The 17,979-nt window shown below is 58.0% G+C and carries 17 protein-coding genes; 6 read left to right on the forward strand and 11 right to left on the reverse strand.

The window, feature by feature from the left end:
- Positions 1-160: 160 nt before the first annotated feature.
- Entirely contained in the window at positions 161-1,192 is a 1,032-nt protein-coding gene (locus tag PspS49_RS22490; protein WP_127929472.1) for a LacI family DNA-binding transcriptional regulator, read from the forward strand.
- A gap of 61 nt (positions 1,193-1,253) precedes the next feature.
- On the opposite strand, the gene PspS49_RS22495 is transcribed toward PspS49_RS22490, so the two are convergent.
- Positions 1,254-2,126 (reverse strand): LysR family transcriptional regulator, encoded by an 873-nt coding sequence (locus tag PspS49_RS22495; RefSeq protein WP_160041532.1) that lies wholly within the window; start codon positions 2,124-2,126, stop codon positions 1,254-1,256.
- A 122-nt stretch (positions 2,127-2,248) separates the two neighbouring features.
- Here PspS49_RS22495 and PspS49_RS22500 point away from each other — a divergent pair, with 122 nt between their 5' ends.
- From PspS49_RS22500 to PspS49_RS22510, 3 genes are all read left to right on the forward strand, one after another.
- Positions 2,249-2,689, forward strand: a complete 441-nt coding sequence (locus PspS49_RS22500; protein WP_150775237.1) for a PACE efflux transporter — start codon at positions 2,249-2,251, stop codon at positions 2,687-2,689.
- Between the two features lie 125 nt (positions 2,690-2,814).
- Positions 2,815-4,239 (forward strand): MFS transporter, encoded by a 1,425-nt coding sequence (locus PspS49_RS22505; RefSeq protein ID WP_160041533.1) that lies wholly within the window; start codon positions 2,815-2,817, stop codon positions 4,237-4,239.
- Between the two features lie 155 nt (positions 4,240-4,394).
- Entirely contained in the window at positions 4,395-4,940 is a 546-nt protein-coding gene (locus tag PspS49_RS22510; RefSeq protein ID WP_127929476.1) for a hypothetical protein, read from the forward strand.
- Between the two features lie 136 nt (positions 4,941-5,076).
- Here the strand turns inward: PspS49_RS22510 and PspS49_RS30010 are convergent, their stop codons facing one another.
- The 5 genes from PspS49_RS30010 to PspS49_RS22535 form a co-directional block, all read right to left on the reverse strand.
- Positions 5,077-6,396, reverse strand: a complete 1,320-nt coding sequence (locus tag PspS49_RS30010; RefSeq protein ID WP_127929477.1) for a PAS domain-containing methyl-accepting chemotaxis protein — start codon at positions 6,394-6,396, stop codon at positions 5,077-5,079.
- Positions 6,397-6,964: 568 nt separating this feature from the next.
- Complete coding sequence (locus tag PspS49_RS22520; protein WP_160041534.1) at positions 6,965-7,978, reverse strand: ABC transporter substrate-binding protein; 1,014 nt, start codon at positions 7,976-7,978, stop codon at positions 6,965-6,967.
- Positions 7,975-8,502, reverse strand: a complete 528-nt coding sequence (locus tag PspS49_RS22525; RefSeq protein WP_160041535.1) for a sigma-70 family RNA polymerase sigma factor — start codon at positions 8,500-8,502, stop codon at positions 7,975-7,977. Before PspS49_RS22525 ends, PspS49_RS22520 begins: the two co-directional genes overlap by 4 nt.
- Positions 8,503-8,691: 189 nt before the next feature.
- On the reverse strand, positions 8,692-9,483 hold the full coding sequence (locus PspS49_RS22530) for a PhnD/SsuA/transferrin family substrate-binding protein (RefSeq protein ID WP_150750335.1): 792 nt from the start codon (positions 9,481-9,483) through the stop codon (positions 8,692-8,694).
- Positions 9,484-9,624: 141 nt separating this feature from the next.
- On the reverse strand, positions 9,625-10,566 hold the full coding sequence (locus PspS49_RS22535) for a fatty acid desaturase (protein ID WP_160041536.1): 942 nt from the start codon (positions 10,564-10,566) through the stop codon (positions 9,625-9,627).
- A gap of 324 nt (positions 10,567-10,890) precedes the next feature.
- Here PspS49_RS22535 and PspS49_RS22540 point away from each other — a divergent pair, with 324 nt between their 5' ends.
- A complete protein-coding gene (locus PspS49_RS22540; RefSeq protein ID WP_127929482.1) occupies positions 10,891-11,310 on the forward strand; it encodes a GNAT family N-acetyltransferase in 420 nt (139 codons plus the stop codon).
- A gap of 128 nt (positions 11,311-11,438) precedes the next feature.
- Here PspS49_RS22540 and def read toward each other — a convergent pair whose 3' ends face one another.
- From def to PspS49_RS22555, 3 genes are all read right to left on the reverse strand, one after another.
- Positions 11,439-11,978 (reverse strand): peptide deformylase, encoded by a 540-nt coding sequence (def, locus tag PspS49_RS22545; protein ID WP_095121269.1) that lies wholly within the window; start codon positions 11,976-11,978, stop codon positions 11,439-11,441.
- Between the two features lie 2 nt (positions 11,979-11,980).
- Entirely contained in the window at positions 11,981-12,931 is a 951-nt protein-coding gene (locus tag PspS49_RS22550) for a YihY/virulence factor BrkB family protein (protein ID WP_150750338.1), read from the reverse strand.
- A 164-nt stretch (positions 12,932-13,095) separates the two neighbouring features.
- Positions 13,096-13,287, reverse strand: a complete 192-nt coding sequence (locus PspS49_RS22555) for a CsbD family protein (protein WP_008082339.1) — start codon at positions 13,285-13,287, stop codon at positions 13,096-13,098.
- 198 nt (positions 13,288-13,485) lie between these two features.
- Between PspS49_RS22555 and PspS49_RS22560 the strand changes: the two genes are divergently transcribed.
- Positions 13,486-13,863 (forward strand): hypothetical protein, encoded by a 378-nt coding sequence (locus PspS49_RS22560; RefSeq protein ID WP_007917843.1) that lies wholly within the window; start codon positions 13,486-13,488, stop codon positions 13,861-13,863.
- Positions 13,864-14,095: 232 nt separating this feature from the next.
- Here PspS49_RS22560 and fadD1 read toward each other — a convergent pair whose 3' ends face one another.
- Complete coding sequence (gene fadD1, locus PspS49_RS22565) at positions 14,096-15,793, reverse strand: long-chain-fatty-acid--CoA ligase FadD1 (protein WP_160041537.1); 1,698 nt, start codon at positions 15,791-15,793, stop codon at positions 14,096-14,098.
- 347 nt (positions 15,794-16,140) lie between these two features.
- Positions 16,141-17,829: a long-chain-fatty-acid--CoA ligase FadD2 gene (fadD2, locus tag PspS49_RS22570; protein WP_127929486.1), complete on the reverse strand. Its 1,689-nt coding sequence runs from the start codon at positions 17,827-17,829 to the stop codon at positions 16,141-16,143.
- Positions 17,830-17,979 lie beyond the last annotated feature (150 nt).

Genomic DNA, 17,979 nt, shown 5'->3' on the forward strand with positions numbered 1-17,979 from the left:
AGGCAGAAGTTGCCGACGCCTTCTTGTCGTTTTTTTGGGTTGCAGCAGGTTTGTTCCCAACACCAAAAAGCGAAGATCAGGCAGGACCTCGCTTACGCATTTACAGCTGCATCAGGACAGCGCTACCTTAGTGCCTTGATTTTTGTTTGGCAAGCCGTCGATGACCACCCCTAAAAACGATAAAAATACCCGCACCACCGGCCGTCCTACCCTGAATGAAGTTGCCCGCCTGGCCGGTGTCAGCCCGATTACCGCTTCTCGCGCCTTGCGTGGGGTCAGCACGGTCGCCACCGAACTGGTGGAAAAAGTGCAGAAAGCCGCCCTCGAGCTCAACTATGTCGTGAACCCCGCTGCCCGCGCGTTGGCCTCGGCGCAGAGCCATTCGGTGGTGGTTCTGGTGCCCTCGTTATCCAACTTGCTGTTCATCGATACGCTGGAAGCCATTCATCGGGTGCTCACGCCCAAAGGCTTCGAAGTGCTGATCGGCAACTTCCACTACTCGCGCGATGAAGAAGAAAACCTGCTGCGCAACTACATGGCCTATCAGCCGCGTGGATTTTTGCTGACCGGGTTTGACCGCACGGAAAGTTCGCGGCGGATGATCGAGGCGAGCAACATTCCCTGCGTGTACATGATGGAACTGGACAGCGCCGCCGGGGTGAATTGCGTCGGCTTCTCGCAGCTCAGTGCCGGTGAAACGGCGGCTGAGCATTTGCTCTCACGTGGACGCAAGCGTCTGGCTTACATTGGCGCACAGCTCGATCAGCGCACCTTGTTGCGTGGTGAAGGTTTTCGCAAAGCGCTGCAGAAGGCCGGGCGTTATGACCCGGATCTGGAAGTGCTGACGCCGCGCTCTTCATCGGTGGGCTTGGGCGGGGAACTGTTTATGCAATTGCTCGCGGCGCATCCGGATGTTGATGCGATCTTCTTTGGTAACGACGATTTGGCGCAGGGAGCGTTGCTGGAAGCACTGCGCCACGGCATCAAGATTCCCGAGCAGGTGGCGATTCTCGGTTTTAACGACTTGCCGATGTCCGAGCACATGGTGCCGCGCCTGAGCAGCATCAACACCCCGCGTGAAGCAATTGGCCGGCGGGCGGCGGAGCAGATGTTGACGTTGATGGCCGGTAACAGCGTGGCGCGCCCGGTGGAAGACATGGGCTTCGAACTGAAGATTCGTGAAAGCACATAACCCCTGAAATCCCTGTGGGAGCTGGCTTCACTGATCGTTCCCACGCTCTGCGTGGGAACGATCAACCGCCCAACAATTCGACGAGGGCATGCGCGCCCTTCTGCAATGGCTGGCTCTTGAGCCACACCGCGTGCACCGGCATCACCAAACCATTTTCGATGTTGCGGAAATTCAGCCGTTTCAGCCGTCCGCTGTCCAGCCGCGACTGCACCACCGACAGCGGAAAATTGCCCCAGCCCAACCCTGCCTCGACCATTTCCATTGCCGTTTCAAGGCTGTCGGTGCGCCAATACGACTCTGCCACCAACGGCCGCGTTTCACTGATCGGCAAGTCGCGGCTGGCGACGATGATCTGCCGCACATGCACCAGATCCTCGAGAAACACATCCTGCCCCTGTAACAGCGGACTGTCCGCCGCCAGCGTGGCGATCATCCGTTCGCTGCCGACGAACTGAAAACGCTCCAGCACATTCATGCTCAGCCCGGCGAACGCCAGGCACACGCTGACCCGGCCACTGTGCAGCATCGCCAGCACGTCATCTTGCGGCGCGGTGAGCACTTCGATATCGAGCAGCGGATGACGCTCGGCGATCACCTTGATCGCCGCCAGCAAACGCCGCCGGTCGATGTCCGCGACCACGCCGATCGACAACTTGCTCTCCAGTCCCAACGACAGTTCCACCGCATGCACTTGCAACTGCTTGAGCTGCTCGGCAATAAGCCGCGCGTGGGGGACCAGCGACAGCGCCATCGGCGTCGGTTGCGGTTCGCGATGGCTGCGGTCGAACAGCAGATAACCCAGCTCCGCTTCAAGATTGCCAATACTCATGCTGACGGCGGAAGGCACCCGACCTAACGCTCGAGCCGCCGCCGAAAACGAGCCGCGCTCGATCACGGCAAGAAACAGCTCGATGCTGTCGCTGTTGAAATTCACCCTGAACACCTATCAATAGAACTGAAAGTAGCTGACTTTTTCTGTCAGCCCCATTGAAGCTATCTTTCGCCGTCTTCGCCAGTCCCACTGGCCAACAAACGGCAAGAAAGAGGCAAACCCCCATGCAAGGCGTCAAACGCAAACTGGTCTATGTATCGCTCTACGAAGTGATCGGCATGACCTTCTCCGCCCTCGGTCTGGCGCTGTTGTCCGGCACCTCCCCGGGCAGCACCGGGCCGCTGGCAGTGATCATCACCACCATCGCCGTGACCTGGAACTTCATTTACACCTCGTTGTTCGAGCACTGGGAAAGCCGCCAGATTTCACGTAATCGCACAGTTAAACGACGCATCGCCCACGCCGTCGGCTTTCAACTGACGCTGATCGTGTTCCTGATTCCGTTGATCGCGTGGTGGATGAACATCAGTCTGGTACAAGCCTTCCTCCTGGATCTGGCGCTGATCATTTTCATCCCGTGCTACACGTTTGCCTTCAACTGGCTGTTCGACCGGATCTTCGGACTGCCGGCCTCGGCGTTGCCAGATTCGGCGGCTGCGGCATAAATCGTTAATTCGTAAACAGATATTGCGAGAAATCAGCGGTTTATCCGCGTAAACCGCCGATATTCACAATCCGTTAACTCCGATAGCAGGCTAAGCTTTTCCATCAATAAAAAATGGATCAGCCCATGACTGCTCACGTCTCCGCCGCCGCGCAAAGCGACGGCATCGACCCGATACGCGCCGCTCAGGTGTCCGCCCGCATTGATCGTCTTCCGGCGGTCGCGACGATCTGGCGGCTGGTGGCGCTGCTGTCGATCGGTGGTTTTTTCGAACTCTACGATCTGTTCCAGACCGCCTACATCAGCCCCGGGTTGATCCGCGATGGCATCTTTGCCACTGGCAATCAAGGTGTGTTCGGTTTCTCCGATCAGGCAGCGTTTGCTTCGGCGACATTCCTCGGCCTGTTCCTCGGCGCCAGCCTGCTCAGCCCGTTGGCCGATCGCTTCGGCCGCCGCGCGATCTTCACCTTCGCGCTGGTCTGGTACACGGTGGCAACGGTGTTGATGGGCATTCAGAGCTCGGCGCTGGGCATCATCTGCATGCGCTTTCTGGTCGGCATCGGCTTGGGTATCGAACTGGTGACCATCGACGCCTACCTCTCGGAACTGGTGCCCAAACGCATGCGCAGTTCGGCGTTCGCCTTTGCGTTTTTCGTGCAGTTCCTGTCGGTGCCGGCGGTGGCGTTGATGTCGTGGTGGCTGGTGCCGCAAGCGCCATTCGGCGTGTCCGGCTGGCGTTGGGTGGTGTTGGCCAGCGCGGTGTTTGCGCTGTTTATCTGGTGGTTGCGCAAACGCCTGCCGGAATCGCCGCGCTGGCTGGCGCAGCATGGCCGCTTTGATGAAGCCAACCGGATTCTCGATGGCATCGAAGCGCGCTGCGAGAAGGATCACGGTAAACCGTTGGATACGCCGGAAACTGTACCCGTCGACGTCGAAGGCAAGGGCCGTTTTGCTGATATCTGGCAGCCGCCGTACCGTCGTCGTGCGTTGATGCTGATTGTCTTCCACATCTTCCAGGCCATCGGTTTTTTCGGTTTCGGCAACTGGTTGCCGGCGTTACTCTCCGGCCAGGGCGTCAGCGTCACCCACAGTTTGATGTATGCGTTCATCATCACCCTCGCCTACCCGCTCGGGCCGTTGCTGTTCGTCAAGTTCGCCAACCGTTTCGAGAACAAATGGCAGATCGTCGGCTCGGCCCTCGGCGCGATGACCTTCGGCACGTTGTTCGCCCTGCAAACCAGTGCGTTCGGGCTGATCTTCTGCGGAGTGATGATCACTTTCTGCAACGCCTGGCTGAGCTTCAGTTATCACTCGTACCAGAGCGAACTGTTCCCGACCAACATCCGCGCCCGGGCGGTGGGTTTCTGCTATTCGTTCAGTCGTTTGTCGACGGTATTCAGCAGCCTGTTGATCGGTCTGTTTCTCGACAACTTCGGCACACCGGGCGTACTGGCGTTTATCGTCAGCAGCATGCTGATCGTGATGATGACCATCGGCTGGTTCGGCCCACGCACGCGCAATCTGGCGCTGGAAAACATCGCTCATCGCTGAGGGTGGCAACGGTCATCCTCTGCCGCTTATCGGCAAGGGATGACCGCTGCGAACACCTGACTAATGATCAACTTGTTGAAATAAAAGAATTTATTCAGAAGGCACGGTAATTGCTCTGGTACGCGAGTCAGCAATTACCTACAGGTCCACTCATCATGTTGATCAGTGCCAAACAACAGCAAATCATTCACCTGCCCAAAGCGCTGAATGACGATGCGACATCCACCGCCGCCGCCGGTCTGCAAGGTGGCCTGCACGGCGCCATGCTGCAGACCCTGCAAAACCAGACCCAGGCGCAAACCGCCGAAGCCACCGCCAAGGTGCAGGACTCGGCCACGCAGATCGCCACCCAGCAAGTCAGCGAAGCCACACGCATCAGCGATAACGTCGACGAAGCGTTCGCCAAGACCCGCGTGAATCTGCAATCGACCGACGCCACCAGCGCCTCGGCAAAAACTGCCACCGACGAGTTCAAGGACTACATGAGCAAGACGCCGGAACAGCGTCTGCGCGACAGTATCCTGCAGTCCATGGGGCTGACCGAAGACGACATCAAAGCCATGCCGCCGGAGAAACAACTGGCCATCGGCAAAGAGATCGCCGAACGCTTGCAGGACAAGATGAAGTTGGCGCAGGCAGAAAAAGACAACGATGTGAAGGACAGCGACAAGCAGGCGGACAAGTTTCTCGCAGCGCTGTGATCTCCAGGTCGCCTGAAATCAAATGTGGGAGCGAGCTTGCTCGCGAAGGCGGTGAACCAATCAACTTAGATGTTGAATGTTGCGCCGCCTTCGCGAGCAGGCTCGCTCCCACAGTTTTTTGTGTGTTCAGGAAAGATCAGTTCAGTTGCAGGGTCTCATTGAACTGACTGATCGCGTCCACCACATGCCGCGATCCCTGCTGAATCTCCAGAATCACCTCCCCCGCCTCGTTCGCCAGCTCCACGCCAAGCCCGGTACGACTTAGGCTCGACTGCATACTCGACACCGCACTCAGCGACAGGTCATGGTTCTTGCGCACCACGTCGACAATTTCCAGGGTCGCCTGACTGGTCCGCGCCGCGAGGCTACGCACCTCATCCGCCACTACCGCAAATCCGCGCCCGTGCTCCCCGGCCCGCGCCGCTTCAATCGCAGCGTTGAGCGCCAGCAGGTTGGTCTGGTCGGCAATCCCGCGAATGGTCTGAACGATGGTGCCGATGATGTCCGATTGCTTGCTCACCGCATCGATGCTGACGGCAGCTTCGTTGAGGTCGCGGGAGATGTCCTGAATGATCTGCACGGTTTGCTGCACGACTTGTGAGCCTTTTTGCGCGCAGGCATCGTTTTGTACCGAGGTGCTGTGGGCCGACTCGGCAGCGTTCTGCAAAGTGGTCATCTGATGGGTGATGTCGCTGGCGAACTTGACCACTTTGTACAGGCGGCCCTTGGCGTCGAACAATGGGTTATACGAGGCTTCCAGATAGACCATGTGCCCGGACTTGTTCTTGCGCTCGAAACGATGTGAGTGATATTCGCCGCGGTTGAGCGAAGCCCAGAATGCCTTGTACTGCGAGGATTCCGCTTCACTGCGATGACAGAACATGCTGTGGTGATGGCCGATGATTTCGTTGAGCGAGTACTGCATGGTCTTGAGGAAGTTGTCGTTGGCGGTGATGACATTGCCTTCCGGAGTGAACTCGATCACCGCCATGGAGCGACCAATCGCCGCCAGCATGCTTTCTTCTTCGTGTTCCTTGTTGATCCGCGCGGTGATGTCCGCCGCCACTTTGATCACACTTCTGACTTGCTTGTCCGGGCCATACACCGGCATGTAACTGGCTTCGAGCCAGACTTCCCTGCCGGCCTTGTTCAAACGCAGAAAAGTCCCGCTGATCGGTTCACCACGGGCCAGGTCACGCCACAGCTTTGCGTATTCCTCACTGCGGTAGAACACCTCTTCACAGAACACCCGGTGATGTTTGCCACGCACTTCATCGGCGCTGTAGCCCATGGTCTTGCAGAAGTTTTCATTGGCATCGATAACGATGCCGTCAGGGCTGAACTCGATCATGGCCATCGAACGGCTGATCGCTTCCAGCTTGGCGTTGGCCTCGGTCAGGGCGCAGCTGAAGCGCTCGATTTCCTGCAGGTCAGCCTTGTGATGTAGGTTGAACATGGTTGTATCACCTTCCGCGCGGACTTTTGATTTGATGAAAGTTCAGTTCTTTCACGATCCACCACTACGTTCCACAGAACAGGCACACGCATTCCTCCACGGGAGGAAGTTGTCAGGTGATAAATGATGATCAATCGGAGCGTCCATGCAGCGACGCTCTAATCAAGACATCCTTCTCTTGATAGCCCGCACGCGGGCCAGCCCTAACGCGTTGAAGAACTTCCATGTAAGCGACGCTCCTTGTTGGTTCAGTGTCGGTGCCTCGGGTTGCGCACTCTGGCAGCATGAGTTCACGGACCAACGATGTGTTTGAGCCATGTTTTGACATGACGGTCGACATAGTTAGTTACGAGAAGCATAGCCAGCGGCAAGCCTTGCGCAAGGCCACTAGTCGGCCAGTATCTGGCACTTTTTGCACAAGAAACGGTTCAGCGCGAAGAGAATTGTTGGCGGGGCAGACGCTTTCGCGAGCAAGCTCGCTCCCACAGGAGCAACGCATTCCAAAATGTGGGAGCGAGCCTGCTCGCGAAGGCGCCATAAGAAGCACTACAAAAACAACAGAAACGACTTACAGACTTCCGCTCACCTTGGTCGCCACCTCAACAGGCACCCAAGGCTTCCAGACCTGCGGCTGATCACGCAAAAACGCTTCCGCCACCAACCTCGGCTGCAAACGTTTTTCACTCATCCCCGCCAAAGTCTGGTTCAACAGATCAATCGGCAAATCGACTTTCTCGAAGAACGCCACCAACTCCGGATACTGCGCCTTGAACGGCGCCGACACGCCAATCGCCAGGCTTGCCGGCATCGAACGGGTGCCCTTGGGGTTGGGATTGTTGGCATCGGCCAGGGTCTTCCAGGCTTCGGCATCGAACGGCGGTTCTTCCAGTTTTACCAGTTTGAACCGACCGAGCAGCGGTGTCGGTGACCAGTAGTAGAACAGCACCGGTTTGCCCCGCTTGATCGACGACGCCACCTCGGCATCCAGTGCCGCGCCGGAACCGGTGCGGAAATTCACGAAGCTGTCGTTCAGCGCATACGCCTTGAGCTTCTGACTGTTGACGATCTCCGAAGTCCAACCGGTCGGGCTGTTGAGGAAACGCCCGCGAGTCGGATCTTCCGGGTCGCGGAACACGTCTTTGTAGCGCGGCAGATCGGCCACCGATTTCAACTCGGGTGCCAACGCTTTGATGCCGCGTTCAGGGTCGCCCTTGATCACATACTCCGGCACCCACCAGCCTTCGGTGGCACCTTTGACGGTATCGCCCAAACCGAACACCTTACCTTCGGCGGCCGCTTTGACCCAGGCCGGACTGCGCCCGGCCCATTCTTCGCCGATCACCTGAATATCGTTTTTCGCCAGCGCCGCTTCCAGGCTGACGGTGCTGCCGGGCAAGGTGTCGGTCGGGTAACCGTAGCCTTTCTCAACGATCAGGCGCAGCACTTCGGTGATGAAACTGCCGCTTTCCCAAGTGATGTCGCCGAAGTGGATCGGCGCGGTTTTTTCCGTCGCCGAAACAGCGCCGACACTCAGGCTCAACGCCAGCAGCGAAGTGCCGAGCAGGGTTTTGATCGATCTCATGCGGACCTCTTGTCTTGCAGGGTTTGGTTGGCGCTGTGGCGATCGCACAGCGCTTGGGAACGGTTCATGTACTCGCTGACCGAGCGCTGGGAGATGCCCAGTTCGGCAGCGATTTGCGGGTAGGTCAGGCCGTCGATGCGGGCGAGCAGAAACGTCGTGCGGACCTTGTCGGGCAAGCGTTGCAAGCTGTGATCGAGGCGGTTGAGGGTTTGCGATAGCTGGACGATTTCTTCAGCCGATGCGGCGTAATCGACATCGATCTGCTGGCGATATCCGCGCTCCAGATCTGCGCGTCGCCAGCGCTGATAAAGCAGGCGTTGGGCGACGGTCGTCAGCAACGCGCGGGGTTCGCGAATGGCCCGCAGCGTCGGTGCTTCAAGTAACTGCACGAAGGTCTCGGAAGCAATATCTTCAATACTGGCGGCGTCATGCAGATGACGGCGCAGATAGGCACAGAGCCAGCGATAGTGAGCGCGGAACAGGTCGTCCACGGTGTGACGATGGGAAATGGCGGCGCCGGACATAGGGGCTCCTGGGTTAGGGGTCGCTGAATGTCCGGTGTTCCGGTGGCGCGATCGTAGCAAGGCGCCTTATTCGTTTAAAATACTTAAAACGAATCTTTATATTCCATTTAAAACTAAAAAATCAAAAGATCGCAGCCTTCGGCAGCTCCTGCACCGATCTCCTGTAGCAGTTGCCGAAGGCTGCGATCTTTAGCGCAAGCGGCCATAGCCAAGTCCTTCAGCCTCACGCTGATAGTCGAGCAGGATTTGATAATCGCGCTCACTGGCCGCAACCACCTCAGGCAATCCCAAGGTCTGTGCGACATCAGGGAGTTCGCGCAAGGTTTCATTCATTACCTGTCGGAGCTGCTCGATCTGCTCATCCGTAGCGCTACCTACCGTAATGAACGGCAAGGTCGGACTCCACGCACTGCGCGCAATCACCTGCAAGGCACTGACTTCTTGCGGCGCATGTTGCGCCAGATAGGCGTAGGTGACGCTGTCGATGGCGGCCAGATCGGCACGGTGTTCGCGCAACCAGCGCAGGCTCTCTCGATGGCCGCCGCTGATGCCGACCGAGGCGAAAAATTGTCCGTCCTGATTCAGCGGCGCCAAGCGCTGACGCAACAGGTTCATGCCGCTGTTGGAGTCCTCACTATTGATCACCCCCCGACTGTTGTGAAAATCCGTCAGGGTTTTGCGTGGGTCATCAGCGCGGCCGAGGATCAGGCTGCAATGATTGCCGGCGCTGGCGTCAGGCAGTTCGTAGCGAGGACGTCCGACGATCCGCACTTGTCCGCGCAAAGCGGTCATCAGCGGGTAGCCGCAGGTTTGTGTGAGCAGCAGATCGGGGGATAACCAGAGTTCGGGCAATGACAGGCCTTCAGCACTCAGGCGGGTGTGGCCAAGTTGCTCGAGAATGCGCGCAATCCAGCGCTCATTCGCCGCGCGGATTGGCTCGGGGGCGACGTACATCAGGAGTTCGGTGTGGTGTTGGGTCATGCACATTTTCCCCGAGTTACAAATATCCAATGTGGGAGCGAGCCTGCTCGCGAAAGCGCTGGGTCAGACAACAGATTCATCAACTGACACTACGCCTTCGCGAGCAGGCTCGCTCCCACAGGGTTTTGTGGTGTTCTTGGGTCAGTGGAACGGATGCTCGGGACTGTCGATCGGCCTAAAGACATTGCGCCGCCAGAACTCGCCATACCCGCGCACCAGAAACCCGCCACTGCGCGCGATCCACTGCTCGCGATGCATCCGGTAAACCGTCGGCAAGTCGTACCACGCAAGCTTCGGCAAGTCGTGATGCACCAGATGAAAATTCAGATTCAGGAAAAACCAGCGCCACGGCCAACCGGCCTCATTGAGCACCGTGCGCTGTTCCGGTTGCGCATGCGGGCGGTGTTCATAGTAGGAGCGGATCATCGCGATCGACAGCGCCGGCACGCTGATCAGCAACAGGTAATGCCAGACCGGCAGCACGCTGTATCGAGCGACGAACCCCAGCATCAGCAGGGTAAACGCGCCGTGGGTCAGCCACATCAGCCACGCCTGGCGTTCGCCATTCTTCAGCCGCCGCAGTTCTTCGCCAGCGAGCGCCAACAACGCCAGGGGGGCGCCCGTTGCGAAACGGCCGAGTACGGTTTTGTTCAGCCAGTGCAGGCTGCGCTCGAACAGCGAACTGCCCTGCCAGCCAGCGCGGGTCAGGTAACGGCTCTCCGGATCGACGCCGGGCACAGTCAGATCCTCATCGCGGTGATGCAACAAATGGCTGTCGCGATACAGCGTGTACGGATACCACACCGCGAATGGCGCGTAGCCGAGGATTTTGTTGAGCAAGGTCCAGCGGGTCGGATGCCCGTGGAGCAATTCGTGCTGCACTGACAGCCACAGCACCAGTAGCGGAACCAGCAGCAACGTGCTCAAACCACGACCGAGCCACTGACTATTGAGCACAATGGCAAACCAACCGCCATAGACGCCGATCAGCAACAGCCAGGTCGGCCATTCGGTGCGGGCGGTGAAGCGTTGGCGCAGGGTTTCGATCTGCTGGCGATGGGCGGCGTCGAAGTAATGGGACATGGCGTTGCTCAAAACGGGATTCTTTCCCTTCTGTGCAACGACGCGGCGCAATCTTGCAGATTATTTTCGGGTTAGGCAGGAGCCCGAGAACCGGGCTCCGGAAAGACGTGATCAATGGCCGAATATGTCGACTTTCTTGGCTTTCTTCTCCGCGCGTTTTTCAATCGCGGTCTTGGCCGGTTTCTTCTTCGCGGCTTTCTTTGAATCCATACCTTTGGACATGATGCGTACTCCACTCACAGGGGATGTGAGGTCAGGTATACACCTATCCAGAGCCGTGCGTTCTTTTATAATCGCCGCTTTGCCCACCGACAGTCCGATCCCATGCCCGACACCCGATACAGCCTGCTCGACGAGTCGTTATGGCCGTTGATGAACAAGTTTTACCGCAGCCATCAATCATCGATGAAAGCTGTTCGCGACGCGCAATTGTGGGTCGCGCGACGGGGAGAGATTGTTGCCGCGTTGTGCTTGCGGCCGGTGGCGGGCGGGCATTGGTTGACCGGGTTGTTCGTTGATCCGGGCTGTCGCGAACAAGGGCTTGCCGCGCAGTTGATCGCAGCAGCGGTGCAGGATGTGAGCGAGCCGGTGTGGCTGTTCTGTCATCCTGATTTGCGTGAGTTTTATGAGCGACGCGGGTTCACGTTCGATCCGGCGCTGCCGCAAGCGATGGCAGAGCGATTGAGCCGGTATGCGCGGAGCAAGCCGATGATTGCTATGGAAAGGGTTCCCGCTCAATCCTGAAGGACATGCAAAAACCAATGTGGGAGCGAGCCTGCTCGCGAAAGCGGTGTGTCAGTCACAGAATCTGTCACTGATATTGCGCATTCGCGAGCAGGCTCGCTCCCACAGGGGATGTGTTGAGTCTTGAATTAATCGTCAGCTGTGGGATCGAGATCCGGGAACATCACTTCGGTAAAACCGAATTTGCTGAAATCGGTGATCCGCGACGGGTACAAGCGGCCGATCAGGTGATCGCACTCGTGCTGCACAACGCGCGCGTGGAAGCCCGAAGCAGTGCGCACAATCGGCTCACCCTTTGGATCAAACCCTTCGTAACGAATCTGCTGATAACGCTCCACCGCACCACGCAAACCGGGCACCGACAGACAACCTTCAAAGCCCTCTTCCGTCAACGGACTCAGCGGCGTGATCAGCGGATTGATCAGGATTGTCTGCGGCACGGCTTCAGCGTCCGGGTAACGTTCGCTGTGTTCGAAACCAAAGATCACCAGTTGCAGATCGACACCGATCTGCGGCGCGGCCAGGCCAACGCCGCCGACGCTTTCCATGGTCTGGAACATATCGTCGATCAGTTGCCACAGCTCAGGGCTGTCGAACATCTCGGCCGGCACTGGCGGGGCGATGCGCAGCAGGCGCTCGTCGCCCATTTTCAGAATTTCACGGATCATGATCAGACTTCGTCAGTGTCCGGCTTGAGCGAATGATCGCGGCCCAGGCCCGAGACGTGTTGTTTGGGATGCTCATCGAGTTCGCCGGGGACTTTTTCACCCGAGTCCTTGCCCTCGCTGGACATGTGTTCGATCACCGCATTCATCTCCGCGCCGAGCAACAGCACCGCAGCGGAAATGTAGAAGTACAGCAACAGCACGATGATCGCCCCGATGCTGCCATACATCGCGTTGTAGTTGGCGAAGGTTTTTACGTAGAAGGCGAACCCCAACGAAGCGATGATCCACACCACCACGGCCAACACAGAACCGGGTGTGATGAAACGGAATTCCTGTTTGACGTCCGGCATGACGTAGTAGATCAGTGCCACGGCGACCATCATCAGAATCACGATCACCGGCCAGCGCGCGATGGTCCACACGGTGACGATGAAGTCTTCCAGTCCCACCTGCGCGGCGATCCAGCCCATCACCTGCGGCCCGAGCACCATCAGCGCGGCGGCCACCAGCAGCATGCCGGCGATGCCGACGGTGTAGAAAATCGACAGTGGGAAACGCTTCCAGATCGGCCGGCCTTCAACCACGTCGTACGCGGCGTTCATCGCGCTCATCATCAAGCGCACACCGGCGGAGGCGGTGTACAAGGCGATCACGATACCGACGGAAAGCAGGCCACCCTTTGACTGCTGTAACTGGTCAATCACCGGATTGACCTGCTCCAGCGCCTGCGGCGGCAGGACCAGTTCTGATTGCAGGCGCAGCCAGGAGAAGAAGTCCGGCAGGTGCAGGAAACCGATCAGGGCGATCAGAAACAGAATGAACGGGAACAGCGAGAACAGCATCTGGTAAGCCAGTGCCGAGGCGTAGGTCGACATTTCGTCGTCGACGAATTCAGTGACCGTGCGCATCATCACCCGATGCAGGGGCAGACCTTTCATGTCTGGAAATATCATTCGCGTCTCCTTTCGCCGCAATACAGGTTGAAGTCGTGGCGACTCAGGGGCCGTTTTTTACATCACGGTAGCCTGTTTGGCTAACCTAGTGAGGTTGCCGCAGGTTTTTGACACAAAAACGGCCATCCTTGGATGGCCGTTCATGTATTTCGTTCAAGGCTGGATTACGCCTTGTCGACGCCTTTTTTGACCGCGTCCTTGGCTTTGCCGACAGCTTGCTGGGCTTCGCCTTTCTTCTCTTGAATCTTGCCTTCGGCTTGCAGCTTGGTGTTGTCGGTGGCTTTACCGACGCCTTGCTTGACGTTGCCGACCGCTTCGTTGGCCATGCCTTTTACTTTATCGCCTGTGCTACTCATGGTGTTTCTCCTTGGTGCAATTAGGGGGAAAAGTCAGTACGTAATGATTGACTGGCCGGGTTTGCGCCAAGTTTCATTTATTTTCGGGGGTTCATTTCGTCGTGGCGTGCAGGTTGGGCTTTATGTTTGCGTGCGAAGCCCCGAGAATGCGCAACATATGGGCGCCGTGCGCCAATGAACCGATCCCGCAGGAATGTTATGAAACTCGATAAAACGCAGGCCATCGCCCGACGCAACAAGGAACTGGGCGGTGCCGTGCTCGGCACCAACAACTGCCACTTCGCCGAACTGAACCGTAACCGCAACATCTGGTGGTTCGACCTGCCGGTGTCGCGCCTGGCCATCGGTCAGTACGAGTGGATTCACTTGCTGATGCACACCCCGGCCACCGACGAACTGCTGCACCTGAAAGTGCCAACGGTGTTCCTGCGTGAAAAGCTTGAAGGGCTGGTGATTCGCAACGAAGGCAAGCGTAAAGCGGCATTGAGCCTGGAATTGAGTGCGGACAAGGATTCGTATCTGCAGGACATGCGTCCGGCGGGGACCAACGTGAATTTCGCGCCGTTCCGTCAATAGCCCTCACCCTAGCCCTCTCCCAGAGGGAGAGGGGACTGACCGAGGTATTCGGGCGAGATTCACCGACCTGAGATTCCTGAGTTGAACTCAGGTTCTGAAAGGCCCCCGATCGGCTCCCTTCCCCCTCGCCCCCTTGGGGGAGAGGGCTGGGGTGAGGGGGTAGATTTACCAATCACTGCAAATCTACAGCCTTCCACCAACAAAAAGCCCCGCATCTGCGGGGCTTCGTGTTTTAAGCGGCGGACTTGGCCTTGATCTTCTTCAGCTCTTCATCACGCAACTCGCGACGCAGAATCTTGCCGACGTTGGTGGTCGGCAGCGCATCGCGAAACTCCACCGAACGCGGCACCTTGTAGCCCGTGACGTTGGCACGCATGTGATCCATCACCTGCTCTTTGGTCAGGGTCACACCTGGTTTGGCGACGATGAAAATCTTGATCGCCTCACCCGACTTCTCGTCCGGCACACCAATGGCCGCGCACTGCAACACGCCCGGCAGGGTCGCCAGTACGTCTTCCAGTTCGTTCGGGTAAACGTTGAAACCGGAGACCAGGATCATGTCTTTCTTGCGGTCGACAATGCGCATGTAGCCGTCCGGCTGGATCAGCGCGATATCACCGGTCTTCAGCCAGCCTTCGCTGTCGAGCATTTCATCGGTGGCTTCCTGACGCTGCCAGTAGCCCTTCATCACTTGCGGGCCCTTGACGCACAGTTCGCCGATTTCACCCAGCGGCTGCTCGACACCGTTATCGTCGATGACTTTGCACAGCGTCGACGGTACGGGAATACCGATGGTGCCGATCTGGATGTGCTGGATCGGGTTGACCGTGGCCACCGGGCTGGTTTCGGTCATGCCGTAACCTTCGCAGATGGCGCAACCGGTGACCGCTTTCCAGCGCTCGGCAGCGGCCAGTTGCAGGGCCATGCCGCCGGACAAGGTGACTTTCAGCGCCGAGAAATCCAGCTTGCGGAAACCTTCGTTGTTGCACAGCGCCACGAACAGCGTGTTGAGACCAACAAAACCGCTGAACTTCCACTTCGACAGTTCCTTGACCATCGCCGGCAGGTCGCGCGGGTTGCTGATCAGGATGTTGTGGTTACCGATCAGCATCATCGCCATGCAATGAAAGGTGAACGCATAGATGTGGTACAGCGGCAGCGGCGTGATCAGGATCTCGCAACCTTCGTTGAGGTTGGAACCCATCAGCGCTTTGCACTGCAGCATGTTGGCGACGAGGTTGCGATGGGTCAGCATCGCGCCCTTGGCCACGCCCGTGGTCCCGCCGGTGTATTGCAGCACCGCCACGTCGCCGCTGTGCGGATTGGCTTCGGCCACCGGCTGGCCCTGGCCCTTGCTCAGCACCTCGTTGAACTTGACGGCTTTGGGCAGGTGATAGGCCGGGACCATTTTCTTCACGTACTTGATGACGCTGTTGATCAGCAGGCGCTTGATCGGCGGCAGCAGGTCGGCGACTTCGGTGACGATAACGTGTTTGACGCCGGTTTTCGGCACTACGGCTTCGGCCAGATGCGCCATGTTCGCCAGGCAAACCAGGGCTTTGGCACCGGAGTCATTGAATTGGTGTTCCATTTCCCGCGCGGTGTACAGCGGGTTGGTGTTGACCACGATCAGCCCGGCGCGAATCGCACCGAAGACGGCCACCGGGTACTGCAGAACGTTGGGCAGTTGCACGGCGATTCGATCACCGGGCTGCAAATCGGTATGCTGTTGCAGATACGCGGCAAACGCACCGGACAATTCGTACAATTCACCGTAGGTGATTGTCTTGCCCAGGTTGCTGAAAGCCGGTTTGTTGGCGAAGCGTTGGCAGGATTGCTTCAACACTGCCTGAATGTTCGGATACTCGTCCGGATTGATGTCGGCAGCAATTCCAGCCGGGTATTTATCCTTCCAAAAGTCTTCGATCATGGAAGCCCACTCCTCAGCAACGCGAATTCTTCACCGCATTTGATGCGATTATTATTGGTGTGTGTTTGGTATTGGTGAATCTGGCTTTTATATAGGCCGAGAAGTCACAAAGCGCGCCGAGAGTAGCAGCTTTGCCAAGGGTCGACTAGAGCCAAAAGCGGCCCCTACAGTCACTATGATGACTCAAGACTACCTGGCAGTCATTTTAGAGCAAAAATCCTAGAACACCTTTGAAGCCCCGGTTTTTGGGGACTTAAAGCAAAAGATCGCAGCCTTCGGCAGCTCCTGCAGGAAATGCATTCCAAGGTAGGAGCTGCCGAAGGCTGCGATCTTTGTGTTTTTGACTTTTACGCGATATCGCGCAACTCACGCCGCAGAATTTTCCCGACGGGCGTCATCGGCAATGACTCACGCAATACGATGTGTTTCGGCACCTTATACGCGGTGAAATTCTCTTTGCAGTAGGCCTTGAGCTCTTCGAGGCTGACCCCGGTTTCCCGCGCCACCACGAACAGCTTCACCGCCTCGCCCGAACGCTCATCCGGCACGCCGATCACCGCGCAGTTGGCGACTTTCGGATGGGCCATCACCACGTCTTCGATTTCATTCGGATAAACGTTGAAACCGGAGACGATGATCATGTCCTTCTTGCGATCGACAATGCGCACAAAACCGTCCGGATCAATCACCGCAATATCGCCGGACTTGAACCAGCCCTCGGCATCCAGCACTTCGGCCGTGGCTTCCGGTTTGTGCCAGTAGCCCTTCATGATCTGCGGGCCCTTGATGCACAACTCGCCACGCTCGCCCATCGGCTGTTCGACACCGTCATCGTTGATGATTTTCAGCAACGTGCCCGGCACCGGCAAGCCGACCGTGCCCAGACGCGATTGATCGCCGTACGGGTTGGTGCAGGCCACCGGCGAGGTTTCGGTGAGACCGTAACCTTCAGTGATGCGGCACCCGGTCATCTGCTCCCAACGCTCGGCGGTGGCCTTGACCAGCGCGGTGCCGCCAGAGTTGGTGAGCTTCAGGCTGGAGAAATCGAGGGTCTTGAAATCCGCGTGATCCATCAGCGCCACGAACAACGTGTTCAAGCCCAGCAGCGCCGAGAAGCGCCAGTTTTTGAGCTCCTTGATGAAGCCGGCAATGTCGCGCGGGTTGGTGATCAGCACGTTGTGGTTGCCGGAAACCATCATGCACATGCAGTTCGCGGTGAAGGCATAGATGTGGTACAGCGGCAACGGCGCGATCATCACTTCCTGGCCTTCGCGCAGCAGCGGCTGGCCGTCCGGGCCGAGTTGGGCGAGACAGGCGCGCACTTGTTGCATGTTCGCCACCAGATTGCCGTGAGTGAGCATCGCACCTTTGGCCAGGCCGGTGGTGCCACCGGTGTATTGCAGCACGGCGATGTCGTCGAGGCTGGCTTTCAGCGGCTTGATGCCCAGACCTCGGCCCATGCGCAGTGCGCTTTTGAAGGAGATCGCCTGCGGCAGCGAATACGCCGGGACCATTTTCTTTACTTTGCTGACCACGGTATTCACCAGCCAGCCCTTGGCGGTGGGCATCAGGTCGCCCATCTTCGCTTCGATCAGGTATTGAATGTCGGTGTCGGGCAGCACTTCCTGGACTTTCTGGCCGAACATGTTCAGGTACACCAGCGCCCGCGCGCCGGAATCCTTGAACTGGTGGCGCATCTCCCGCGCGGTGTACAAAGGGTTGGTGTTGACCACGATCAACCCGGCGCGCAAGGCACCGAACACGGCTATCGGATAGTGCAGGACATTGGGCATCTGCACCGCGATGCGATCACCCGGCACCAGATCGGTATGCGCTTGCAGGTAACCGGCGAACGCAGCGCTCTGGCGTTCGAGTTCGGCGTAAGTCAGGGTGATGCCCATGTTGCTGAATGCCGGGCGGTCGGCGAACTTCTTGCAGGAACGCTCGAATACCTCGATCACCGACTTGAACTCACCCATGTCGATGTCCAGCGGTACGCCGGCCGGGCGTTTGTCGTTCCAGAAATCAGGTTGCATTGTTCTTGTCCTCTTTACCTGAGCCGATCCGGGGCCGCTTTCTGTCATTTCTGAAAAAGCGGAGCTTCACGGACACTAGCAGTTATGGCCATTGAGGCAAATATGGACAAAGCCGTCATTGATCGTGTGAATCTTCCTGCCGTGGCGTGG

The sequence above is a fragment of the Pseudomonas sp. S49 genome, from assembly GCF_009866785.1.
GTDB lineage: Bacteria > Pseudomonadota > Gammaproteobacteria > Pseudomonadales > Pseudomonadaceae > Aquipseudomonas.

Excerpts from the sequence above, each read along its gene's own strand:
- PspS49_RS22490 (WP_127929472.1), top strand. The coding sequence starts at position 161 with ATGACCACCCCTAAAAACGATAAAAATACCCGCACCACCGGCCGTCCT.
- PspS49_RS22500 (WP_150775237.1), top strand. The coding sequence starts at position 2,249 with ATGCAAGGCGTCAAACGCAAACTGGTCTATGTATCGCTCTACGAAGTG.
- PspS49_RS22505 (WP_160041533.1), top strand. The coding sequence starts at position 2,815 with ATGACTGCTCACGTCTCCGCCGCCGCGCAAAGCGACGGCATCGACCCG.
- PspS49_RS22510 (WP_127929476.1), top strand. The coding sequence starts at position 4,395 with ATGTTGATCAGTGCCAAACAACAGCAAATCATTCACCTGCCCAAAGCG.
- PspS49_RS30010 (WP_127929477.1), bottom strand. The coding sequence starts at position 6,396 with ATGTTCAACCTACATCACAAGGCTGACCTGCAGGAAATCGAGCGCTTC.
- PspS49_RS22520 (WP_160041534.1), bottom strand. The coding sequence starts at position 7,978 with ATGAGATCGATCAAAACCCTGCTCGGCACTTCGCTGCTGGCGTTGAGC.
- PspS49_RS22525 (WP_160041535.1), bottom strand. The coding sequence starts at position 8,502 with ATGTCCGGCGCCGCCATTTCCCATCGTCACACCGTGGACGACCTGTTC.
- PspS49_RS22530 (WP_150750335.1), bottom strand. The coding sequence starts at position 9,483 with ATGACCCAACACCACACCGAACTCCTGATGTACGTCGCCCCCGAGCCA.
- PspS49_RS22535 (WP_160041536.1), bottom strand. The coding sequence starts at position 10,566 with ATGTCCCATTACTTCGACGCCGCCCATCGCCAGCAGATCGAAACCCTG.
- PspS49_RS22540 (WP_127929482.1), top strand. The coding sequence starts at position 10,891 with ATGCCCGACACCCGATACAGCCTGCTCGACGAGTCGTTATGGCCGTTG.
- def (WP_095121269.1), bottom strand. The coding sequence starts at position 11,978 with ATGATCCGTGAAATTCTGAAAATGGGCGACGAGCGCCTGCTGCGCATC.
- PspS49_RS22550 (WP_150750338.1), bottom strand. The coding sequence starts at position 12,931 with ATGATATTTCCAGACATGAAAGGTCTGCCCCTGCATCGGGTGATGATG.
- PspS49_RS22555 (WP_008082339.1), bottom strand. The coding sequence starts at position 13,287 with ATGAGTAGCACAGGCGATAAAGTAAAAGGCATGGCCAACGAAGCGGTC.
- PspS49_RS22560 (WP_007917843.1), top strand. The coding sequence starts at position 13,486 with ATGAAACTCGATAAAACGCAGGCCATCGCCCGACGCAACAAGGAACTG.
- fadD1 (WP_160041537.1), bottom strand. The coding sequence starts at position 15,793 with ATGATCGAAGACTTTTGGAAGGATAAATACCCGGCTGGAATTGCTGCC.
- fadD2 (WP_127929486.1), bottom strand. The coding sequence starts at position 17,829 with ATGCAACCTGATTTCTGGAACGACAAACGCCCGGCCGGCGTACCGCTG.